This is a genomic window from Bosea vestrisii (genome assembly GCF_030144325.1).
Classification (GTDB): domain Bacteria; phylum Pseudomonadota; class Alphaproteobacteria; order Rhizobiales; family Beijerinckiaceae; genus Allobosea; species Allobosea vestrisii_A.
In genome coordinates this window covers 1,024,765-1,047,133 of sequence record NZ_CP126307.1, presented here as the reverse complement: position 1 = coordinate 1,047,133, position 22,369 = coordinate 1,024,765, and the positions used below count along the sequence as shown (strand labels likewise).

Genomic DNA, 22,369 nt, shown 5'->3' with positions numbered 1-22,369 from the left:
TGCCGATGCGTCCGATGAAGTTCGGGATGGGCCAGCCGGTGCGGCGGGTCGAGGATCAGCGTCTGACCACCGGCACCGGCCGCTATACCGACGACACCGCGGTCGAAGGCGCACTGCACGCTTATGTTCTGCGCTCGCCGCATGCGCACGCGACCTTCAAGATTATCGACAAGGAGACGGCCAGGAAGCGCAAGGGCGTCAAGCTGATCCTGACCGGAGAGGACGTCGCCCATCTCGGCGACATCCCCTGCAAGGGGCTGATCAAGGACATTTCCGGCGAGGACGTGAAACCGAATCCGGTGCCGGTGCTGCCCACCGATACGGTGCGGCATGTCGGCGAAGCCATCGCCTTCATCGTCGCCGAGACGCTCGACCAGGCGCGCGACGCCGCCGAGGCGATCGAGATCGAGTTCGAGACGCTACCGTCGATCACCGGCATCGCCGAGGCGCTCGACGGGACGGCGCCGCAGGTCTGGCCGGACCGGGCCGGCAATGTCGCCTTCGAGGCGGAGCAGGGCAACGCCAGGAAGACCGAAGACGCCTTCGCCAAGGCTGATCGCACGGTCTCGGTCACCATCGTCAACAACCGTCTCGCCTCCAACTACATGGAGACGCGTGCCTGTATCGCCGAGTACGACAAGGCGACCAGGCGCTGGACCCTGACGCTCGGCAGTCAGGGCAGCCATGGCACGCGCGAGATCCTCGCCGACTACATCCTCAAGGTCGATCAGTCCCGCATCCGGGTGATCACGCCGGATGTCGGCGGCGGCTTCGGCACCAAGATCTTCATGTACCGCGAATACCCGCTGACCATGGTGGCGGCCGAGATGCTGAAGCGGCCGGTGCGCTGGGTCGCCGATCGCACCGAGCACTTCCTTGCCGACACCCATGGCCGCGCCAATCTCAGCACCGCGACGATGGCGCTCGACAAGCGCGGCAAGTTCATCGGCCTCAAGGTCGATCTCGCCGCCGATATGGGCGCCTATCTCTCGCAATATGGGCCCTTCATCCCCTGGGTCGGCACGACGATGACGCCGGGCTGCTACAACATCCCGGCCGTGCATGTCCGCTTCCGCGGCGTCTTCACCAACACCACGCCGGTGGATGCCTATCGCGGCGCCGGGCGGCCCGAGGCGGCCTATCTGATCGAGCGGCTGGTCGATGCGATCGCACGCGAGACCGGCAAGACGCCGGATGCGGTGCGGGCGCAGAACTTCGTCAAGCCGAGCGAGATGCCGCACAGAACGCAGACCGGCCCGGTCTACGATTCCGGCGAGTTCGAGGGTCATATGCGCCGCGCCATGGAGGTGGCGGACTGGTCGGGCTTCAAGAGCCGCCTGAAAACCTCGCAGAAGGCCGGCAAGATCCGCGGCATCGGGCTCGCCTGCTATATCGAGGCCTGCGGCGGTGGCGGGCCGGAGAGTTCGACCGTGATCCTGGAGAAGGACGGCACCGTCACCGTGCTGATCGGCACCCAGTCGAACGGGCAGGGCCACGAGACCGCCTATTCGCAACTCGTCTCGCAGCATCTCGATATCCCGATGGACCGCATCAAGGTCATCCAGGGCGACACCGACCGGGTCGCGACCGGCGCCGGCACGGGCGGATCGCGCTCGATCCCCGTCGGTGGCGCGGCGCTGAACGCGGCGACCGGCATCCTTGCCGACAATCTCAAGAGCCTCGCCTCTGATGCGCTCGAAGCCAGTCCCGGCGATCTCGAGATCGTCGACGGCGCCGTACGCATCGTCGGCACCGACAAGAAGCTCGATCTCCAGGCGATCGCCAATCTGCCGGGCGCCAAGGCCGAGCAGCTCAGCGTCCACCAGAGCTGGACTCCGCCGGAGGCGACCTATCCGAACGGCACCCATGTGGTTGAATTGGAAGTCGACCCTGCCACCGGCGGCACCGAGATTCAGAACTATGTCGTGGTCGACGATTTCGGCGTGACGCTGAACCCGATCATGCTGCAGGGCCAGGTCCATGGCGGCGCGGCGCAGGGCATCGGCCAGGCGCTGATGGAGGAGATCCGCTTCGACGATTCCGGCCAGATGCTGACTGCGACCTTCATGGACTACGCCCTGCCGCGTGCGATCGACATCCCGAACTTCCATTTCGAGACCCGCAACGTGCCTTGCGTCACCAATGCCCTCGGCGTGAAGGGCGCAGGCGAGGCCGGCGCGATCGGCGCCTGTCCGGCGGTGATGAACGCCATGGTCGATGCGCTCAGCCGCGCCGCCGGCATCAAGGCGATCGACATGCCGGCGACCCCGGCCAAGGTGTTTGGGGCGCTGAAGGAAGCGGGGTATCCGCTTTAATGCAAGGCGCTGATTGCGTTTCTGCAATGATATTCACGACAATGCGACTTGGCGCTGTCGTGACCCTGCGCTGATCTGGAAGAGTTCAAAACAGCGCCTGTTCAGGCGCATGTCTTCCGGAGGACTCCCGCGCATGCTTCGTTCTGCTTTCGTCGCCCTCGGTCTCGCCGTCGGTGTCTCCGCCGTTCTGGCCCAGGCCAACCCGATCTCCGAGCGGCGCGACACGATGAAGGGCGTCGGCGCCGCGACGCGCGATGGCGCGGCGATCGCCAAGGGCGAGGCGCCGTTCGATGCAGCGAAGGTGCAGGCGATCTTCAAGACCTATGGCGATGCCGCCAAGAAGATGCCCGGCCTCTATCCGGACACCGCCAAGACTGGCGGCGAGACCACGGCGGCGCCGAAGATCTGGGAGGACCAGGTGGGCTTCAAGGCCGCCTTCGCCAAGTTCGAGGCCGATGCCGGCAAGGGTGCTGCCGTGACTGATCTCGCTGGCTTCCGCACCGCCTTCGGCGACGCCACCAAGAATTGCGGCGGCTGCCACGAGACCTATCGCATCAAGAAGTGACCGGCGGCCGCCGCCGCCAGATTTGACCTGCAGATTTGACCTGATCGAAGGAGCGGGCTTCCTTAGAGCCCGTTCCGATCGGCTTGCGCTGCAAGCTGATCGGAAAAACGGTCTCTAACTCAAAGTGAGAGACGGATTCACCGATCAGATTGATCCAATCTGATCGGATCCGACTCTAAGAGGCCCGCTCCTTTCGTGTCGGCGGCATCCGGAGCGAACCGTGTCGCGACACGGGCGTTGTTTGCCAGAGACAACTTGACGAGGAATCGATGCGCCGCCTGCTGATCACGCTTCTGGTCTTCATCGCTCTCGGCGCTGCCGGCTTCTTCGTCTTCACCGATCCACGGGTGGTCTCGCCTGGTCCCGAGGTCGGCACGCTGCCGGCACCCGACATCGAGAACGGCAAGCTGCTGTTCGCGGCTGGTGGCTGCGCCTCCTGCCATGCCACGCCGGGGCAGGAGGACAAGACGCGGCTCGGCGGCGGGCTGGTGCTGGGCTCGCCCTTCGGCAAGTTCCATGTGCCGAACATCTCGCCGCATACGCGCGACGGCATCGGCAACTGGGGCACGGCCGACTTCATCCAGGCGATGACGGCTGGCGTCTCGCCCTCGGGCCAGCACTATTATCCGGCTTTCCCCTACACCTCATATCGGTTGATGCCGCCCAAGGCCGTCGCCGATCTCCTCGCCTATATCCGGACGCTGCCGTCGGTCGAGGGCAGGGCGCCTGCGCATGAGCTCGGCTTCCCTTACAATATCCGCCGCGCCGTCGGCGCCTGGAAGCTGCTGTTCTTCGACGGAACGCCCTTCAAGGCCGATCCGGCCAAGAGCGAGGAGTGGAACCGCGGCGCCTATCTGGTGAACGGTCCGGGCCATTGCGCCGAATGCCATTCCAGCCGCAACCAGTTCGGCGCCATCGTCCAGGCGACGCGCTTTGCCGGCGGTCCCGACCCCGAGGGCAAGGGCTGGGTGCCGAACATCACCCAGGCCGAGGACGGCCTCGGCAAATGGTCGAAGGCCGAGATCGCCGAATTGCTCAAGAGCGGCTTCACGCCAAGCTTCGACAGCGTCGGCGGTTTGATGGCGGCGGTGGTGCGCAACATGGCGCAGCTATCGGATGCCGACCGGCTGGCGATGGCCGAATACCTGAAGTCGCTGCCGGCGGTGCAGGGACCACCACGACCGCCGAAGGCGGCCGGTGGCTAAGGAGACGAAGCTGGGGCTGCTAGCGGCCCTCAGTCCATCACTGCCGCTTTGAGGATGCAGACCATCAAGGCTGTGCCCGGCTGGCCGCTGACGCAGCGGACGACATGCTGGCGGTCACAGCGGTAGCGCAGGGTCTCGCCGGCCTTGGCGCGCTGGGTGATGCCGCCGACCTCGACCTCGAATTCACCGGCGCTGACCGAGAGCGATTCGATCGAGCCGCGCTGGTGGCCTTCTGAATCGAGCTCGCCGCCCGGCTCGGCGCTGACCTCGTACCATTGCAGCCATTCGACGGTCTTGATCCAGCCGATGATGGCGAGGCGCAGCTTGCCGTCCTCGGAGACCAGGATCGGTGTGTCAGATCGGGCGATCTTCTCGATGAAAGCCTCTTCCTCATTGGTCGAGAGGACGCGCTCGATCGAGACGTCGAGTGCCTGCGACAGCCGCCAGATCGTCGCCAGGGTCGGATTGGTCTCGTTGCGCTCGATCTGGCTGATGATCGACTTGGCGACGCCGGACTGTTCGGCGAGCTCCGAGAGCGAGAGATTATAGGCCTTGCGCAGGCGCTGGATCGTCTTGCCGAGCTGGCCCGAAATCACCTGCGCGCCGGATGCGAGCTCGCGGCCGCCACGTTCCTTGGTTTCGATGCCCATTGCGCTCTTGCCTGCCGCCGCCCGCTATCCGTTTGGGAAAGAGAACGATTGTTTGTCTTAGCGGACAATGCCTCGGATCGCTCCAAGCGGCAAGTCGAGCGGGTTCAGACCGAGCGGGACGGGCCGACCTCGCGGGTTTCCTTCTTGAGCAGGCCGAGCTGCTGTTCGCGCAGGATGACGTAGATGCCCGACGCGATCACGATCAGCGAGCCGATGAGCACGGCCATCACCGGCCATTCGCCGAAGACGAACCAGCCGAGCGCCGTCGCCCAGATCATCGTCGAATATTCGAAGGGCGCGATCAGCGAGGCGTCGCCATAGCGATAGGCCTGGACCAGCAGCATCTGGCCGAGGCCGCCGAGCACGCCGATCGTAACGAGCAGGATGAAGTCTTTCAGGTCGGGCACTGTCCAGCCGAGCGCGAGCGTCAGCAGGCCAAGCAGCGAGGTCAGCGACATGAAATAGAAGACGATGGCGCCGGTCTTCTCGGTATGGGTCAGGAGCCGGACCTCGATCGAGGCGAAGGCCGAGCAGAACGCGCCGGCAAGGGCGAGCAGGGCGCCGATGGCGGGGCCACCCGAGAGCCCATGGCCGAAGGCCTGCGCGCCCATATGCGGCGAGAGCATCAGCAAGACGCCGACGAAGCCCACGGCAACCGCGGTCCAGCGATAGATGCGGACACGCTCCTTCAGGATCAACGCCGCCAGCACCACGACGATCAGCGGCGCGGCGTAGCCGATCGCGACCGCATCAGAGAGCGGCAACAGATGCAGGGCGGCGAAGCCGAGGAACATGCCGGTCGAGCCGATGACGCCGCGCTTGAGATGGCCACGCAGATTGCTCGTCTTGAGCGCCTCGGGGAATTCATGGCGCCAGGCCAGCCAGATCATCAGCGGGATCAGCGCGAAGAACGAGCGGAAGAAGACGAGCTCTCCCGTCGGATAGCGCGAGGCCAGCGTCTTGATGCCGGCCGACATCAGCGTGAACGACAGGGCCGAAAGCAGCTTGAGGCTGATGCCGAGGAGCGGTGACAAGGCTAAAAGGTCGGGCAGGAGGAATGGAAGTCTTATGCAAGACCTCCATTCCTTAGACCACGAGCGTGGACCCGTTCCAAGCCTTGATGTTGCAAAACGGACCGGCGCGGTGCGGGGGGCGATCGACCCCGGCTCAGGTCAGGCGATATTCGAGTATCTCGTCATCACGGTGGTCGAACGTGCCGGTCGAGGACCAGCCGAGATGCCGATAGAAGCCGTAGGAGCGCACGGCTGGGTCGGACGAGCAGCTGAGGAACAGCCTGGCGAAGCCGAGCGCCCTGAGCTCGTCGACGACCAGATTCAGCAGCGTCTTTCCGATGCCCTGTCCCTCGTGTTCCGGCAGCAGCGCCAGCACGACGATCTCGCCGGTCTCACGCTCGCCGAAGCAATAGCCAATGATCTCGCCGCCATCGGTCGCGACATGGCCCGGCAGGCTGCCATCGGCGATGGCGGAGCGCCAACCTTCCGGCGTGACGCCCGCTTCCGCGAGGCGCTCGAGCGAGAAGGCATTCTCCCGCGTCTTCCCGCGCAGGACGACGCAGGCGGGCGTGTCCTCGGGGACGGCTCGTCGATAGGCGATGGTCATCGGCCTCAGTTTGGTTCTGGAGGTGAGAGCCGGGACGCCTGACGCGCCCCGGCCGGCCGGCGTCAGAAGTTCGTCCGGAACGAGCCGCCGTCGATCAGGAAATTCTGGCCGGTGATATAGCCGGCATGGGCGCTGGAAATGAAGGCGCAGAGCTTGCCGAACTCGTCGGGCGTACCGAGGCGGCCGGCCGGGACAGCAGCAAGCCGCCGCTTCGTCGCTTCCTCGATGCTAATGCCCTGCATCTCGGCAACCTTGTTTGTCGCGGTCTTGATCCGGTCCGTGTCGAATACGCCCGGCAGGATGTTGTTGATGGTGACGTTGGCATGGGCGATCTCGCGCGCCACGCCGGCGAGGAAGGCGGTGAGGCCGGCGCGGGCCGCGGAGGAGACATCGAGCCCGGTCAGCGGCGTCAGCACGCTCGCCGAGGTGATGTTGATAATGCGGCCGAAGCGCCGCTCGATCATGCCGTCGACGACGCGCTGCACCAGTTCGAGCGGCGTCGCCATGTTCTGCGCGACGCCTTCGAGCAGGCCCTCGCGCGTCACCTCACGGAAGGGCTTCGGTGGCGGGCCGCCATTGTTGTTGACGAGGATGTCGGGATTCGGCGCAGCGCTGAGCAACGCGTCCTGTCCCGCCTTGGTCGAGACATCGGCGGCGACGGCGATCACGGTGGCGCCGGTGCTGGCCCGAATCGCACTAGCGGTTTCCTCCAGCGTCTTGGCGTCGCGGCCGTTGACGACGACGGTGCAGCCAGCCTCGGCCAGCGCCAGTGCGCAACCACGGCCCAGCCCCTTGCTCGAGGCGCAAACGATGGCCGTGCGGCCGGCGATACCCAGATCCATCTTCGTCTCCTGGAAAGGTCTCGTTCCTGTCAGGGGAGGCAAAGCACGGTTTCGCCGCCGCGTCATCAAAGCGTAGTGCAAATCAGACACACGCCGGAGGCATCGCAATAGATAGGCCAGCGAGCATGAGCGACGACAGCGACGCCAAGCAGGTTCGCAGCATCTTCATCTCCGATCTGCATCTCGGCACGCGCGGAGCGCAGGCTGATCTCGTGCTGGAGTTCCTGCGCGCCTACGACGCGCCGAAAATCTACCTGGTCGGCGACATCATCGACGGCTGGCGCCTGAAGAGCGGCTGGTATTTCCCGCAGTCACACAACGACGTCGTCCAGAAGCTGCTGCGCAAGGTGCGCAAGGGCTCGACGCTGATCTACGTGACCGGCAACCACGACGACTTCCTGCGCGACTACACCGGCCTGCAATTCGGCGGCATCACGCTGGTCGACGACATCGTCCACGAGACGGCCGACGGCAAGCGCATGCTGGTCATCCATGGCGACCTGTTCGACCTCGTGGTGCGCAACGCCAAATGGCTCGCTCTGCTCGGCGACTGGGCCTACACGGTCGCGCTCGTGCTCAACCACGGCATCAACCGGGTGCGCCGCGTCTTGCGCCTGCCGCACTGGTCGCTCTCGGCCTGGGCCAAGCACAAGGTCAAGAACGCGGTGAACTATATCGGCGAGTTCGAGCAGTGCCTCGCCGACGAGGCGCGCCGGCATAAGGCCGATGGCGTGATCTGTGGGCACATCCACCACGCTGCCCAGCGCGACATCAACGGGCTGACCTATATCAACACAGGCGACTGGGTCGAAAGCTGCACGGCGGTGATCGAGCACGACGACGGCCGCTTCGAGATCATCCGCTGGCCGCAGCACCGGCTGACGGGCGAGAAGCCGGCGCTGCCGGCGCCCATGACACGCGCGACCCCTGTGCCGAGCCTCGTCGAGGCCGCGTGATGCGCGTCCTGATCGCGACGGACGCCTGGCGCCCGCAGATCAATGGCGTGGTGCGCTCGCTGGAACGCATGGTCGAGGCGGCGCCGGAGTTCGGCGTCACCCCGCACATGCTGACGCCCGAAGGCTTCTGGCAGGTCGGCCTGCCGTCCTATCCCGACATCCGCATCGCGCTGGCGACGCGCCGGCATGTCGCCCGGCGTATCGCCGAGTTCGGCCCGGACCATATCCATATCGCGACCGAAGGGCCGATCGGCTGGCTGACGCGGGCCGTCTGCCTCGCCCAGAAACGCACCTTCACCACGAGTTACCACACCCGCTTTCCGCAATATGTCGCGGCACGCTGGCCCATTCCGGAAAGCTGGAGCTATCGTTTCCTGCGCCGCTTCCACGGGCCGGCAGCCGGGGTGATGGTCTCGACAGCGACCGTCGAGGCGGAGCTGCGCGCCAATGGTTTCGAGCACATTCTGCGCTGGGGGCGGGGGGTCGACCTCTCCCTGTTCCATCCGCGGGCCGAGAGCGTGCTCGACCTCCCACGGCCGATCTTCCTCAGCGTCGGCCGGGTCGCGGTCGAGAAGAACCTCGAAGCCTTCCTGTCGCTGCGCCTGCCGGGCAGCAAGGTCGTGGTCGGCGACGGGCCTGCTCGTGGCGACCTCAAGCGCGCCTTCCCGGATGCGCATTTCCTGGGCGCGCGCGAGGGCGAGGACCTCGCTGCGATCTATGCCTCCTCCGACGTCTTCGTCTTCCCGAGCCTGACCGACACCTTCGGCATCGTCCTGCTGGAGGCGGCGGCGAGCGGGCTTCCCGTCGCAGCCTTCCCGGTGCAGGGGCCGAGCGATGTCTTCGCCGGCAGCCAGGCGGCGGTGCTGCATGAGGATCTGCGCAGTGCCGCACTCGCGGCGCTCCGTCTGCCGCGCGAGGCGGGGCTTGAACTCGCCGCCCATCATAGCTGGCGCAGCAGTGCCGAGCAGTTCTACGGCCATATGCGCCGGGCGATGCAGGCTGCAGCGGCCGGCACGCCGGTCCGCACCGAGCTGGCGCCGACTACGCTGTCGGTGCGGCTCGAGCCGAGCGAGCGGAAAGAGTTCGCGTAGGTCAGGCGCGCAGCCTCAGAGCCTGCGTGAACGGGCATGGCGCGGCAAAGCGGGCTGCGGTGCGCTTGCCGGCTTGAGTTCGCTGCGGAAATCATCGCGGCGCTGGTGCACGGAAGCGATGACGAGGCCCATCGGCACGCCGAGGCCGACCAGCGCCGCTTCCGACAATTGCAGGCTGGCCTCGATGGTCTCCGGCACGGCGTCGTTCACGCCGATCTCATAGAGATGCCTGGCATGCTTGGCGTCGCGGGCGCGGGCGACGATGACGAGATCGGGCCGCATGCTGCGCGCAGCTGTTACGACATCGTCGACGGCGCGGGTATTGTCGATCGTGACGATCAAGGCAGTCGCTTCCTCGACGCCGCAGAGCCGCAGGAAATCCGGCTTGGTGGCGTTGCCATAGAAGGCTGGTCGCCCGGCACGGCGCTGCGTCGCTACCAGCGCGGCGTCAGCATCGATGGTGATATAGGGCACCTTGTGCTGTTCGAGCATCTCGCCCACGAGCCGGCCGACGCGGCCGAGGCCGACGACGATGGCGCGTGGCGCGCGGTCATCCGGCGGCAGGATGCTCGCCTCCGCTGGGAGATTCGCCACCCGGAACGAAGCGGGCCGACAGCGTCCGCGCCATGCGGGCGGCGAGCGGCAGGAAGATCATGGTCAGCGAGACCGCGGCGAGCACGAGCGCGGCGGCATGCTGGTCGACCAGCTTGGCGGCGACGGAGGCGGTCAGCAGCACGAAGGCGAACTCGCCGCCGGGGCCAATCATGATCGCGGTTTCGAGCGCGGTCGACCGCGACAGCTTGAAGTAGCGGGCAAACAGGAAGGTGATCGCCACCTTGGCGAGAAAGAGCCCGGCGGCGATGCTCAGGATCGCAACCGGCTGAGCGGCGAGCGCTGCCGGGTTCACGCTCATGCCGACGGTCAGGAAGAAGACGCCGATCAGCAGCGATTTGAACGGCTCGATCGTCACTTCGATGGCGCGGCGATACTCGGTCTCGGCCAGCAGCAGCCCGGCGATGAAGGCACCCAGCCCCATGGAGAGCCCGGCCCCGGCCGCGATCAGCCCCGTGCCGAGTGCGACCAGGAGGGTCGCCGCCATGAAGCTTTCGGATGAATCGGTTGAGGCGACCAGGCGGAACAGCGGGCGCATGGCGACGCGGCCGATGACGACGATGGCGGCGATGGCAGCGGCCGCCTGCAGCAGTGCCTGGGTCAGGCCCGCGAGCAGCGAGCCATGCTCCTGCGCGCCGAGCACGCTGACCAGGAAGAGCAGCGGAATCACCGCGAGGTCCTGGCAGAGCAGGATGGCAAAGCTGGCGCGTCCCGCAGAGGAGGTCATGCGGCGGTGCGCCGAGAGCAGCTCGACCACCATCGCGGTCGAGGACAGTGCGAGCGCCGTGCCGATCAGCAGGGCCGCGGCCGCGGGCTGGCCGAAAGCATAGGCGATGGCGCTGATCGCGGTTGCCGAGAAGGCGACCTGGCCGAGGCCGAGCCCGAAGACCAGCCGGCGCATGGTCATCAGGCGCTCATAGGAGAGCTCGAGGCCGATGACGAAGAGCAGGAAGGCGACGCCGAGCTCGGCAGGGCCGGCAAGCGCCTCCGCATTCGAGACGGTGATCGCGCCGAGGAAGGGAATCTTGGCGGCGAGGCTGCCGAGACCATAGGGGCCGAGCAGGGCGCCGCAGGCCATGAAGGCGACGACCGAATTGACCCGGAACCGCTTGGCGAAGGGCACGATCACGCCGGCCGTGGCGAGCACGACCACGGCATCGCGATAGGCGGAAGGATCGATCGTCCCGGCCACGTCACCCTCGAAGAATCAAGCGAAGCTGCTGATCTCGAAGCTTTGCTTGGTAAAGCCTTGCAACACAAACCAAATCACGCGCCGGTCTGACGAAAACTTGCCCCGCCGCGGGCTGACCTCTAAGCACGATGCTATTCGCGGCGGCAGCATGGCCGCGGAGCAGCCATATGAAGGGCCTCGCATGCGCTTTACCGGCACCGCCTCCTACGTCGCCACCGAGGACCTGACCGTCGCGGTCAATGCCGCGATCCGGCTGGAGCGGCCGCTCCTGGTCAAGGGTGAGCCCGGCACCGGCAAGACCGTGCTCGCCGAGGAGATCGCCGCCGCGCTCGGCGCGCCGCTGCTCACCTGGCACGTCAAGTCGACCACCAAGGCGCAGCAGGGGCTCTACGAGTACGACGCCGTCAGCCGCCTGCGCGACAGCCAGCTCGGTGATGCCCGCGTCTCCGACATCGGCAACTACATCAAGCGCGGCAAGCTCTGGGAGGCCTTCGTCTCGCCAGTGCGCCCGGTGCTGCTGATCGACGAGATCGACAAGGCCGATATCGAGTTTCCGAACGACCTCCTGCTCGAGCTCGACCGCATGGAATTCCATGTCTACGAGACCGGCGAGACGATCAGGGCGGCGCAGCGGCCGGTGATGATCATCACCTCGAACAACGAGAAGGAGCTGCCGGACGCTTTCCTGCGCCGCTGCTTCTTCCATTACATCCGTTTCCCCGATGCCGAGACGATGCAGAGAATCGTCGAGGTCCATTTCCCGGCATCAAGAAGCGATTGATGGAGGAGGCGCTGCGCCTGTTCTTCGAAGTGCGCGAGGTGCCCGGCATCAAGAAGAAGCCCTCGACCTCCGAGCTGCTCGACTGGCTGAAGCTGCTCGTCGCCGACGATATCGGCCCCGAGGTGCTGCGCGAGCGTGATCCGCGCAAGCTGATCCCGCCGCTGCATGGCGCCTTGCTCAAGAACGAGCAGGATGTCTCGCTGTTCGAGAAGCTCGCCTTCATGGTGCGGCGGGAGAGCCGCTGACCTTCACCCCCGGCACCGCGTCGCAAGGCGGGATCGCGGTGGCGAGATCGACCTTGGGATCGATCTCGCGGACGGCCTCCTTGAGGTCGAAGTCGCGCATCAGCAGGACGTAGTCTTGCGTTTCCGACGTCCTGAGATAGCCGCTCATCGTGATCGGCTTGCCCGAGAGCTCGCCGAGGCGGCAGGCCTTGTCGGCGCCGAGCGCCAGGCTGCCGCGATTGCCGCTGTTCTGCGGGCCGGCGAACATCTCCTCGCGGAAGGCGCCGAGCCGTGCGGCGTCGCTCGGGCTCAACCTGAACACGGTGAAGCGGCGTCCCGGTGAAGCCATGGCCGGCAGCTTTGCCAGCTCGGCCGCGTCGCGTACCTCATCCAGCACGACCTTGCGCTCATGCCGGCCGCCATCCTTCGGGAGAGCGACGAGCGTCATGGTGGCGCCGCCGGGAAGCGTGCGGATATCGGCCGGCAGGCTGATACCGGCGCGCAGCTGCGCGAGATCGGTGGTCTTCATGTCGATCTTCGACAGCTTTGGAAGCGAGGTCAGCGGGATGTGGCCGCAGCCGGCGAGCAGGCCGCAAAGCAGGAGACTGATGGGTAAGGAGACGCGCATTGGACACTCGTTCAAATGACTTTGACATTTATAAATTCATCTATTACTTTAATTTTGTCAATCACGGAGTGAAATGAGATGGCGTCCGTTGCAAACCCGACCCAGGGCCGGCCCGCCATGGCGCGGCTGCGCCGCGTGAGTACGGTCGCGCGCATCCTGTGCATCACGGCGGCTGCGTTGATGGCGTTCGGCGCGGTCTGGCTCTGGCGCGATCCTGAGCAACTCGCCGCCTATGCCCGCAGCACGATCGGGGTCAGCGCTCCGGTCGGTCCGCTCTCGGAACGCGGTTACTGGGCCGCTCTCGCGATCGGCCTCGTACCTGCGGGCCTCTTCATTGCCGCGATGTTGCGGCTCTCAAACCTGTTTGGCCGGTTCGGCCGCGGCCAGGTGCTGGAGGAGGAGAACGCGCAGCGCCTGGTGCGGATCGGCTGGCTCCTGACGGCGATGGGCGTGGCGACGCCGCTGACACGTGCGGCGCAAAGCGTGGCACTGACCTTCGACAACCCGTCAGGCCAGAAGCAGGTGGCGATCACGCTCGATCCCGGCATGTTCGGTGCACTGGCGGCTGGGGCTGCGCTGGTCGCATTCGGGCTGGTGCTCAAGGAGGCGGTCCGGCTCGCGGACGAGAATCAGAGTTTCGTATAGGAGTTGGGCGATGCCGATCATCGTCGAACTGGATGTCATGCTGGCGCGTCGCAAGATGCGTTCGAAGGAACTGGCCCAGCGCATCGGGCTGACCGAGCAGCAGGTCTCGCAGCTGAAGTCCGGCAAGGTCCGTGGCATGCGCTTCGACACGCTCACCCGGATCTGCGCCGTGCTCGACTGTCAGCCCGGGGATCTGTTGCGCTATGAGCCCGGCGCCGAGGACCTTGCGCCCGGCTCCGACGGCGATGATGCGTCGTAATTGTCAGCCGAGTCCGAGCAGCGGGCGCGCCTGCAGCGCCGCGACGAGCGCCGCCGTGGTGATGCCGGCGTAGGCGGTAGAGACCGTACCGAGTGCTACGAGGCCAGTTCTGCTCTGGCGCGTCGCCAGCCAGAGCAGCACACCGACCACCGGGATGATCTGCAAAGCGTGCAGGCCAAGGAAGTGCGCGATGCGCAGGTCTCCGATCGCGAGCGACCAGCCGAAGATGGGAAGCGTCCGGTGATCGACCGGGACGGCGCCGACATAGTGGCCGGTCGGGCTCGAGCCGAGGAGGGCACCACTCAGGAGCCCGAAGACGCAGGTGAGGGCAAGGCCGACGACCAGCGACCAGCGCACGACGTCCGGCATTGGCGCGGCGTCGCGACGGGCGAGCCCATAGGCGAGGAAGCCGGGCGCGATCGTGAACATCACCGCGCCGATGCCCATCAGACTGTAGAGCGCGATGCCGAGCGCGCTGTCGCTGTTGTAGTGCGAAGCTTCGACGCGCGAGGCGCGCCAGGCGATATAGAGCACTTCGAGGACGATCGGCACGATCACCGGCCAGACGATGTAGCGTCCGGCCCAGGAGGCGCGGAAGCGTTCGCCGGCGAGCGGCAGAAACAGCGCCAGCGTCAGCAGGTAGAAAGCGACCGATATCTCGAATTTCAGCGGCTTGATCCAGGTGTCGACGCCCTGGAACTGCCTGACGTCGACCAGCCAGGCGAACAGGGTCGGCACTGCCAGGGCGAACATGGCCAAGGCTGCCGCGGTGAGGCGCGGCTCGAGCTCGAGATCGGGCAGCCAGGACGGCAAGCGGGCCTGGAGGCGGGCGATGCGATCCTCTCGCGCCAGGCGGAAGCAGGCTTCCAGCAGGAGATAGGCGATGAAGCCGAACGGGCCGAACAGGAAGGTCATCAGCAGCACCGGCAGCATCAGCCAGTGCGGGATGCCTTCTGCTTGCGAGCGGCGGAGGATCCAGTTGCCGACGAAGAGGTCGAAGGCGAGATAATGGACCCAGCCGGCGAGCAGCAACGGCTTCGAGGCGAACAGGGCCGCAACCGAATCGAGCGTGGAAAAACTGCCCTTTGCGTCGTGCCAATGGACGGCGATCAGCACCGAATAACCGAGCGAGAGCAGGGCGGGGATGATCCAGCCGGCGAGCGCAGCCGAGATACCGCGCCAGCGCGGCAGCAGGATCAGCGCGAGCCAGCCGAGCATCGCAAGCTGGCCCGCCCGGGTGAAGGCATCGTCCAAGTTGAGAGGCATCATGCACTCCTATCTTGACGCTGTTCAGTTGCGATGCCGTCCTATTGCGATATCTTGACGGCGTCAAGTTTGATTTTGACAAGCGTAGGCAGGGCGTTGCGATGGCGGCAGGCGGCGTGATCAAGCGGGGCGGGTATCATCACGGCGATCTGCGCCAGGCGATGATCGATGCAGCCGAGGCGGTGCTGGCGGAAAAGGGCGTTGGCGGCTTCACTCTGCGCGAATGCGCCCGCCGGGCCGGCGTCTCGCCGGCGGCTCCAGCGCATCATTTCGGCAATCTCGTCGGCCTTCTGACCGCGATCGCCACACTCGGCTTCGACGATCTGTCGGAGACGATGGAGGCGGCTGTCGCGAAAGCCGAGGCGTCCGGCGGCGATCGACTGGCGGCGATCTGCGAGGGCTATCTCGAGGTCGCGCTGACGCGGCCCGGCCGCTTCCGCGTCGTCTTCGGACGGTTAGGCCTGAAGAGCGGCGACGACGATTTGCGCCGTGCCGCGGTCCGGGCCTTCGGCATCCTGGTCCGGGAAACCAAGCTGGCTCTGGGACGGCAGGTCGATGGCGCGGAGGTGCTGACGCGCCTGCCGTCGAGTTATGCCGACGATGCCGATCTCGCCGAAATCCTGTTCGTCTGGTCGATCACCCACGGTTTCTCGACCATGCTGATCGATGGCCAGCTCGCGCCGCTTGAAATGCAGCCGGGCGGACGAGAGCGCCTGCTGACGCTGTATTCGGGCCAACTCATGGACATGCTGCTCGCTGCAATGCGAACGGCGCCTGCCGAACCACTCGCAAATCCCGCCAGCCATGGTTAGATGGCGGCCATGCGCCGCCTGATGCTTCTGCGCCACGCCAAATCGGCCTGGCCCGCCAACACCGCCGACCGCGATCGCCCGCTCGCCATGCGCGGGCGCGAAGCCGCCCCGGTCATGGGCCGCTATCTCGCCGAGGAGCTTTTGCTGCCGGACCTCGTCCTGATCTCGCCGGCCAAGCGCACGGCCGAGACCTGGGAGCTGGTCAAGCCGATGCTGCCGGAAAAGCCGCCGACGCATTACGAGCCACGCATCTACGAGGCCAGGCCGGAACGCCTGCTCAACGTCGTTCAGGAGACCGAGCCCGAAGTCCGCACGCTGCTGATGATCGGCCATAATCCCGGTTTCGAGGAGCTCGCCGCCAAGCTCGCCGGGCATGGCGATCGCTACGCGGCGGCGCGGATGGCGGAGAAGTATCCGACCTGCGGGCTCGCCGTGATCGATTTTTCCATCGAGGACTGGCGCGATCTCGCCCTCCGTGGCGGCCGTCTCGACCGCTTCGTCACGCCGGCCTCGCTCGGCGAAGGCCCCGACGAATGATGCGGACCGCCTAATGGCGTCCGGCTCCTATCTCGACGAGGCGCGCAATGCCGCGCTCGCCTTTGGCGACAGTCTGCTCGGGCTGGCGCGACCGCGACTGCGCATCGGCGTCACCGGCCTGTCGCGCTCGGGCAAGACGGTCTTCACCACCGCGCTGATCCAGAATCTGGTCGAGAGCGCGAAGCTGCCGGTGCTGAAGGCGTCGGCTGAGGGACGGATCGCGCGCGTCAGGCTGGTGCCGCAGCCCGATCCTGAGATTCCACGCTTTCCCTATGAGGCGCATCGCGCCGCGCTTTCAGGCGTAGATCGGCGCTGGCCGGACTCGACGCGGCGGATTTCGGAGCTCAGGCTCGAGATCGACCATGAGCGGGCGCAAGGCTGGTTCAAGGGCCCGGCGACGCTGACGCTCGATATCGTCGACTATCCCGGCGAATGGCTGCTCGACCTCGCGCTGATCGGGCAGGACTATGCCGACTGGTCGGCGCAGGCGGTCGCGGATGCGCGCAAGGCGCATCGGCTCGCGATTGCCGCGCCCTGGCTTGAGGATCTCAGGCAGCGCGATCCGGCCGGACCGGCGGACGAGCTGGCCGCCGAGGCTGCGAGCGATGTCTTCAAGGTCTATCTCGCCGCCTTGCGGGCTGATCCCGAAGCGGTAGCGGTGACGCCGCCCGGCCGTTTCCTGATGCCGGGCGATCTCGAAGGCTCGCCCGCCCTGACCTTCGCGCCGCTCGACTTAAGCCCGGGGGCGCAGCCGCAGGCCGGCACGCTCGCCGCGCTGATGGCTGAACGCTTCGAGGCCTATAAGCGGGTCGTCGTCGGGCCGTTCTTCCGCGAGCATTTCGCCAGGCTCGACCGGCAGATCGTGCTGGTCGATGCGCTGGCGGCGCTCGATGCCGGCCCGGCCGCGCTCGCCGATCTCGAAACTGCGCTCGGACAGGCGTTGTCGGCCTTCGCGGTCGGGCGCAACAGCCTGTTGTCCAGCCTGTTCGCGCCGCGGATCGAGAAGGTCCTGTTCGCCGCGACCAAGGCCGACCATCTCCATCATACCAGCCATGACCGGCTCGCCGGGGTGATGTCGCATCTAGTCGCGCGGGCCACGGCGCGCGCACAAGGGGCGGGCGCCAAGGTCGAGGCGATGGCCTTCGCCGCGATCCGCGCCACGCGCGAAGTCCGTATCCGCGAGGGCCGCGAGGAATTGCCGGCGATCGCCGGCGTGCCCGAGGCGGGCGAGGTCGTCGATGGCGAGGTCTTCGACGGGCAGACGGAGGCTGCGATCTTCCCCGGCGACCTGCCGGAGCGGCCCGAGGCGATCTTCGATCCCGATGCGCCGCGCTGGCATGTGCGGGCGCCGCGCTTCCGGCCGCCGCTGGTCAAGCCGGACGCCGGTGGGCGGCTTGCGCCGCCGCCGCAGATCCGCCTCGACCGGGTGCTCGAATTCCTGATCGGCGATCGGCTGGCGTGAGGGAGGGGCGAGCATGAGCAAGGCACCGCGCGCCATCCGTCTCGATCCGCGGGAGGCATCCTCGGAGGACGCCGTCTTCAGCGGGCGTAGCGATGTCGCTGTTGTGCCGGAGGTCGAGCCGATCGAGCCCGAGGCCCTATCGGTGCCGGTGGCGGCACGCGGTCGCCGCTTCGGCTGGGGCAGCCTGTTCGTCGCGGCGCTGTCGGGCCTGTTGGCTCTGTCTGTCACGGTCTGGGCCGAACAGACGATCCGCTGGCTGCTTGCTCTCAATCCGGCCGTCGGCATCGCGGCGCTGGTCTGCGCCGGCGTTGCGGCGCTGGCGCTGCTCGTCATGCTGCTGCGCGTGCTGCGCGATATCCTGCGCGAGCGGCGGGTCGAGGCGCTGCGCGAGCGCGCCGTTGAGGCGCTGGCCGCGAGCGATCTTGCCAAGGCGCGAGGTGTCGCTGTCGATCTCGACAAGCTCTATGCCGGCCGGCCCGAGACGGCGAAGGGCAGGGCGGAACTCACCGCTCATACGCCGCAATTGCTCGCTGCGCGCGACCTCCTCACCGTCGCCGAGCGCAGCCTGCTCGCGCCGCTCGATGCGCTCGCACAGGCGCAGGTGGCGCAGGCGGCGCGGCGGGTCTCGCTGGTCACCGCGGTGAGCCCACGGGCGCTGGTCGATGTCGTCTTCGTGCTCGTCGCCTGCGCCCGGCTGCTGCGGGCAATCGCCACCGTCTATGCAGGCCGTCCGGGCACTCTCGGCCTGCTCCGGCTGGCGCGGCAGGTGCTCGGCCATCTCGTCGTCACCGGCGGCATTGCGGCGGGCGATGCCGTCATCCAGCAGGTGCTTGGCCAGGGGCTGGCGGCGCGGCTTTCGGCCAAGCTCGGCGAGGGCGTCCTCAACGGCTTGCTGACCGCCCGGATAGGGCTCGCCGCCATCGCGGTTTGCCGCCCGCTGCCCTTCGTCGAGGAGAAGCCGCCGGGACTGTCGGATGTCGCCGGCGATCTGTCCGGCTGGGGCGGCAAGGACCCCTGAGCCTCCGTAGTCATTCCGGGGCGACGCGGAGCGTCGAGCCCGGAATCCAGAGCCGATGTCGGTCCAGGATGGTCTCTCCAAAGCCGGCGGCTTCGTGACGAAGGTCATCGGTTCTGGGTTCCGGGCTCAGGCCTTTCGGCCTGCCCCGGAAAGACGCTGGCGCCCGGCAGAATTTGCCGGCGATGGACGAATCTGCCCGGTCGGAATCGTCTAGAAACCTTTCGAAAACCATCCAAGCCCTTGAAATAGCTTAAGCATGGCTCTGGCACAGGCCGTGCAAAACCAGCCTCGGTTCGACATGCCGCCCATGGGGGGCGCTGTCCGGTCGGATGACCAGGGTGAGGTTGCGATGGGTGTTTTCAGTGCGCTGACGACGGCGGTGACGGGCATGCAGGCCCAGTCCTATGCCCTCGAAAATATCTCCGGCAACATCGCGAACTCGCGCACCGCGGGCTTCAAGCGGGTCGATACCAGCTTCTCGGACCTGGTGCCGGATTCGGCGCTGAATCGGCAGATCGCCGGCTCGGTCGCTTCTTATAGCCGCGCCACCAACACGATCCAGGGCGACCTCAACGCCACCCGCATCGACACTAATGCGGCGATCAACGGCGACGGCTTCTTCGTGGTTGACCAGCGCCAGAGCGGCGTCGGTGCTTCGACCCAGTTCGCCAACACCAATCTCTACACCCGCCGTGGCGATTTCGACTTCGACGCCGACGGCTACCTCGTCAACGGCGCCGGCTACTACCTCAAGGGCCAGAAGATCGATCCCGTCACCGGCCAGATTATCGGCAGCCAGCCCGATGTGCTGCGCATCACCAAGGACCAGTTCCCGGCCAAGGCGACGACCCAGATCGAGTACAGCGCCAACATCCCGGCCTATCCGAAGACGAACAGCGCCGTTTCGACGACACCCGGCTCCGAGCTGCTGAATGCAGGTACGGGCTTCGGCACGAACCCTAGCGTCACGCCGGGCGGTACCGGCACCGTCGTGGGCAGCGACCTCACTCTCTTCCTCAACCGCTCGATTCCCGGCGGCTCGGTCACGGTCTACGATACGCTCGGCAAGGCGACGAGCGTCGAACTGCGCTGGGCCAAGATCTCCAATGCGACGACCACCCCGGCGCCGGGGACGCCCGACACTTGGAATCTGTTCATCGCCGAGAACACCGGCGCGACCGGTGCGGCCGTCGCCTATCGCAACGTCAATACCGACGTCACCTTCGATTCGACCGGCAAGATGACGTTGCCGGCCAACGGCAACATCACGATCCCGCCCATGACGATCGGCGGAAACGCCATCTCGCCCGCCACCGCGCCGATCAGCATCGTCACCAACGGCACCAGCCTGACCCAGAACGGCGACACCAGCGGCCAGATCGATGCCCGCAGCATCCGCCAGAACGGCTACACCGCCGGCACGCTCGACCGGGTCTCGATCTCGAACGAGGGCCAGGTGATCGGCACCTTCAGCAACGGCCAGGTCGTGGCGCTGGCGCAGATCGCGGTCGCCCGCTTCAACGCAGGCAATGCGCTGAAACGGCTCGATGGTGGCGCCTTCGAGGAGACAATCGAGTCGGGAGCTCCGATCGTCGGCCTCGGTACCGCGGCGCTGATCGGCGGCAATGTCGAACAGTCCAACACCGACATCGCCGACGAATTCTCGAAGATGATCGTCACCCAGCAGGCCTATTCGGCCAACACCAAGGTGATCTCCACGGCGCAGGAGATGCTGCGCGACGTCTTCAACATCATCCGCTGAGCGCAGCGCAGCCTGACGGCCCAGAAGGGCCGGGCCAGAACGACAGGAGTTGACGATGGGTCTCAGCACTTCGCTCGGCACCGCCATTTCGGGGCTGAACAGCGCGCAGATCGGCATCGGCGTCGTTTCGCAGAACGTCGCCAATGCCGGTACGCCCGGCTATGTCCGACGCAATGTCTCGAGCGTCGATTCGGTCTCTGGCGGAACGGTCGGGGTCAGCAATCCGAACGTCCAGCGTCTGCTCGACCGCATCGTCCAGCATCAGCTCCTGCAGGAGAGCTCGGGCGCGGCCTATACCTCGACCCGCGCCCAGGTTTTCGCCAATCTCGACCAGCTGTATGGCGCGCCGGGCAGCAAGACGGCGCTGGACTCGATGTACAGCAGCTTCACCAGCTCGCTGCAGGCGCTGCAGAACGACCCGTCCTCCTATACGAACCGCACAGCGGTGCTCGATGCGGCGAGCCAGCTCGCCAGCCGCCTGCGCGGCCTGTCGGAGGGGGTCCAGCAGGAGCGCAGCCAGGCCGAGGCCGGCATCGGCTCGGCGGTCACCCGCGTCAACGAGCTGCTCGACCAACTGACCAACGTCAATGCGCGCATCGTCAATGCCCAGCAGACCTCCGGCACGGCGGATCTGCGCGACCAGCGCGATCGGATCGTCTCCGAGCTGTCGCAATATGTCGAGATCCGCACCGATGAGCGACCGAACGGCTCGCTCAGCATCACCACTGCCTCGGGCACGCAGCTCTTCGACGGCCGGCCGACGGTCAAGTTCGAGTTCGATGCGCGCGCCAATATCGGGCCGCAATCGCAGTGGAGCAGCGATCCCGCGACGCGCGGCGTCGGCACGATCGTCGCCCGAGACCTGAACGGCAACGGCTTCGACGCCATCGCCAACAACACCTTCCGCTCCGGCGAGATCGGCGCGCTGGTCGAGCTGCGCGACAAGACGCTGGTGCAGGCGCAAAAGCAGCTCGACGAGATCGCCGCTCAGCTGTCGAGTGCGCTCTCCGACCGGGAGATCGCCGGCACGGCGGTGACCGCTGGTGCCGCCACGGGCTTCGATGTCGACCTTGCGGGGCTGCAGTCCGGCAATTCGGTGACGCTCGACTACAAGGTCACGCCCGGCGGGCAGACGCAGCGCTTCACCTTCGTCCGTGTCGAGTCGGCGGCATCGCTACCGCTGCCCGCCTCGGCCCAGGGCGATGCCAACAACCGCGTCATCGGCATCGACTTCTCCGGCGGGCCGGCTTCGGTCGCGGCGCAGATGCAGGCGGCTGTCGGCCCCGGCTTCACCGTCTCCAACACCGGCTCGGTGCTGCGCATCGTCGATGACGGCGCCGGCGCGACCCGTGATGTCGTCGGCCTGACCGCGCGGCCGACCCAGACCTCGCTGACCGGGGGCACGGGCGAGCTGCCCTTCTTCGTCGATGGCCGCAACAACGGCGTCTACACCGGCTCCTATGAGGGCGGAGCCCAGTCGGCAGGCTTCGCCTCGCGCATCACCGTCAATCCGGACCTGGTCGCCGATCGCTCCCGCCTGGTCGTCTTCAACACCAGCCCGGCGACGCCGCAGGGCGACACGACCCGGCCCAAATTTCTCTATGACCGCCTGACCTCGAGCCAGCGCAGCTTCACCAACGCCACCGGCTTCGACGGTTCGACAGCGACCTCGACCGGCACGGTGTCGAGCCTCGTCCAGCGCGTCGTCGCCGGCCAGGGCCAGGCGAGCGAGCAGGCCAAGCGCCTCGACGAGGGCCAACAGGTCGCCTTCTCTGCGGTGCAGAGCCGCTTCCTCGAGGACACCAAGGTCAATGTCGACCAGGAAATGTCGACCCTGATCGAACTGCAGAGCGCCTACGCCGCCAACGCACGCGTCATCTCCACGGTCAAGGAGTTGCTCGACGTGCTGATGAGACTGTGAGGAGAT

At 66.7% G+C, this 22,369-nt stretch carries 21 protein-coding genes and 1 pseudogene; 14 read left to right on the top strand and 8 right to left on the bottom strand.

The genetic code is table 11. From position 1 onward, the window contains the following. Positions 1–5 precede the first annotated feature (5 nt). The 3 genes from QO058_RS05085 to QO058_RS05075 all read left to right on the top strand — a co-directional run bounded on the left by QO058_RS05085 (position 6) and on the right by QO058_RS05075 (position 4,085). The gene (locus QO058_RS05085; protein ID WP_284170779.1) at positions 6–2,315 is read left to right on the top strand and encodes a xanthine dehydrogenase family protein molybdopterin-binding subunit; all 2,310 of its coding nucleotides are present in this window, start codon (positions 6–8) and stop codon (positions 2,313–2,315) included. Between the two features lie 133 nt (positions 2,316–2,448). Beyond that, the gene (locus QO058_RS05080; protein ID WP_284170778.1) at positions 2,449–2,880 is read left to right on the top strand and encodes a c-type cytochrome; all 432 of its coding nucleotides are present in this window, start codon (positions 2,449–2,451) and stop codon (positions 2,878–2,880) included. Between the two features lie 269 nt (positions 2,881–3,149). Then, a complete protein-coding gene (locus QO058_RS05075) occupies positions 3,150–4,085 on the top strand; it encodes a cytochrome c (RefSeq protein ID WP_284170776.1) in 936 nt (311 codons plus the stop codon). Between the two features lie 29 nt (positions 4,086–4,114). Here QO058_RS05075 and QO058_RS05070 read toward each other — a convergent pair whose 3' ends face one another. The 4 genes from QO058_RS05070 to QO058_RS05055 form a co-directional block, all read right to left on the bottom strand. Beyond that, positions 4,115–4,735, bottom strand: coding sequence for a helix-turn-helix domain-containing protein (locus tag QO058_RS05070; protein ID WP_284170774.1), 621 nt, complete (start codon positions 4,733–4,735; stop codon positions 4,115–4,117). A 104-nt stretch (positions 4,736–4,839) separates the two neighbouring features. Then, complete coding sequence (locus QO058_RS05065; RefSeq protein WP_284170773.1) at positions 4,840–5,769, bottom strand: DMT family transporter; 930 nt, start codon at positions 5,767–5,769, stop codon at positions 4,840–4,842. A 133-nt stretch (positions 5,770–5,902) separates the two neighbouring features. After that, the gene (locus QO058_RS05060; RefSeq protein ID WP_284170771.1) at positions 5,903–6,355 is read right to left on the bottom strand and encodes a GNAT family N-acetyltransferase; all 453 of its coding nucleotides are present in this window, start codon (positions 6,353–6,355) and stop codon (positions 5,903–5,905) included. Positions 6,356–6,417: 62 nt separating this feature from the next. After that, positions 6,418–7,197, bottom strand: coding sequence for an SDR family oxidoreductase (locus QO058_RS05055; RefSeq protein ID WP_284170768.1), 780 nt, complete (start codon positions 7,195–7,197; stop codon positions 6,418–6,420). A gap of 125 nt (positions 7,198–7,322) precedes the next feature. Between QO058_RS05055 and QO058_RS05050 the strand changes: the two genes are divergently transcribed. Continuing rightward, positions 7,323–8,153 carry a UDP-2,3-diacylglucosamine diphosphatase gene (locus QO058_RS05050; protein ID WP_284170767.1) on the top strand — a complete coding sequence of 277 codons (831 nt, stop codon included), beginning with the start codon at positions 7,323–7,325 and terminating at the stop codon, positions 8,151–8,153. Then, positions 8,153–9,244, top strand: coding sequence for a glycosyltransferase family 4 protein (locus QO058_RS05045; protein ID WP_284170766.1), 1,092 nt, complete (start codon positions 8,153–8,155; stop codon positions 9,242–9,244). The genes QO058_RS05050 and QO058_RS05045 overlap by 1 nt, the downstream gene beginning before the upstream one ends. 15 nt (positions 9,245–9,259) lie before the next feature. On the opposite strand, the gene QO058_RS05040 is transcribed toward QO058_RS05045, so the two are convergent. Both QO058_RS05040 and QO058_RS05035 read right to left on the bottom strand, forming a co-directional pair. Beyond that, entirely contained in the window at positions 9,260–9,838 is a 579-nt protein-coding gene (locus QO058_RS05040) for an NAD-binding protein (protein ID WP_284170765.1), read from the bottom strand. Then, a complete protein-coding gene (locus QO058_RS05035; protein WP_284170764.1) occupies positions 9,795–11,048 on the bottom strand; it encodes a cation:proton antiporter domain-containing protein in 1,254 nt (417 codons plus the stop codon). Before QO058_RS05035 ends, QO058_RS05040 begins: the two co-directional genes overlap by 44 nt. A gap of 181 nt (positions 11,049–11,229) precedes the next feature. On the opposite strand from QO058_RS05035, the pseudogene QO058_RS05030 reads away from it, so the two are divergent. Then, positions 11,230–12,074, top strand: a pseudogene (locus tag QO058_RS05030) (AAA family ATPase). Here the strand turns inward: QO058_RS05030 and QO058_RS05025 are convergent. Continuing rightward, the gene (locus tag QO058_RS05025) at positions 12,049–12,681 is read right to left on the bottom strand and encodes a hypothetical protein (RefSeq protein WP_284170762.1); all 633 of its coding nucleotides are present in this window, start codon (positions 12,679–12,681) and stop codon (positions 12,049–12,051) included. The pseudogene QO058_RS05030 and the gene QO058_RS05025 overlap by 26 nt on opposite strands. A 78-nt stretch (positions 12,682–12,759) precedes the next feature. Here QO058_RS05025 and QO058_RS05020 point away from each other — a divergent pair, with 78 nt between their 5' ends. Both QO058_RS05020 and QO058_RS05015 read left to right on the top strand, forming a co-directional pair. Next, positions 12,760–13,326: a DUF2975 domain-containing protein gene (locus tag QO058_RS05020; protein WP_284170761.1), complete on the top strand. Its 567-nt coding sequence runs from the start codon at positions 12,760–12,762 to the stop codon at positions 13,324–13,326. 10 nt (positions 13,327–13,336) lie between these two features. Then, positions 13,337–13,585, top strand: coding sequence for a helix-turn-helix domain-containing protein (locus QO058_RS05015; protein ID WP_284170759.1), 249 nt, complete (start codon positions 13,337–13,339; stop codon positions 13,583–13,585). 3 nt (positions 13,586–13,588) lie between these two features. Here QO058_RS05015 and QO058_RS05010 read toward each other — a convergent pair whose 3' ends face one another. Then, a complete protein-coding gene (locus tag QO058_RS05010; protein WP_284170758.1) occupies positions 13,589–14,851 on the bottom strand; it encodes an ABA4-like family protein in 1,263 nt (420 codons plus the stop codon). 101 nt (positions 14,852–14,952) lie between these two features. Here QO058_RS05010 and QO058_RS05005 point away from each other — a divergent pair, with 101 nt between their 5' ends. From QO058_RS05005 to flgK, 6 genes are all read left to right on the top strand, one after another. Continuing rightward, positions 14,953–15,663, top strand: a complete 711-nt coding sequence (locus QO058_RS05005; RefSeq protein WP_284170756.1) for a TetR/AcrR family transcriptional regulator — start codon at positions 14,953–14,955, stop codon at positions 15,661–15,663. A gap of 9 nt (positions 15,664–15,672) precedes the next feature. Beyond that, positions 15,673–16,200, top strand: a complete 528-nt coding sequence (locus QO058_RS05000; RefSeq protein WP_284170754.1) for a SixA phosphatase family protein — start codon at positions 15,673–15,675, stop codon at positions 16,198–16,200. A gap of 13 nt (positions 16,201–16,213) precedes the next feature. Beyond that, positions 16,214–17,662 carry a YcjX family GTP-binding protein gene (locus QO058_RS04995; protein WP_284170752.1) on the top strand — a complete coding sequence of 483 codons (1,449 nt, stop codon included), beginning with the start codon at positions 16,214–16,216 and terminating at the stop codon, positions 17,660–17,662. A gap of 13 nt (positions 17,663–17,675) precedes the next feature. Then, positions 17,676–18,680 (top strand): YcjF family protein, encoded by a 1,005-nt coding sequence (locus QO058_RS04990; protein ID WP_284170751.1) that lies wholly within the window; start codon positions 17,676–17,678, stop codon positions 18,678–18,680. A 349-nt stretch (positions 18,681–19,029) separates the two neighbouring features. Further along, on the top strand, positions 19,030–20,442 hold the full coding sequence (locus QO058_RS04985) for a flagellar hook protein FlgE (protein WP_284170749.1): 1,413 nt from the start codon (positions 19,030–19,032) through the stop codon (positions 20,440–20,442). 55 nt (positions 20,443–20,497) lie between these two features. Continuing rightward, positions 20,498–22,363 carry a flagellar hook-associated protein FlgK gene (gene flgK / locus QO058_RS04980; RefSeq protein WP_284170748.1) on the top strand — a complete coding sequence of 622 codons (1,866 nt, stop codon included), beginning with the start codon at positions 20,498–20,500 and terminating at the stop codon, positions 22,361–22,363. Positions 22,364–22,369 lie beyond the last annotated feature (6 nt).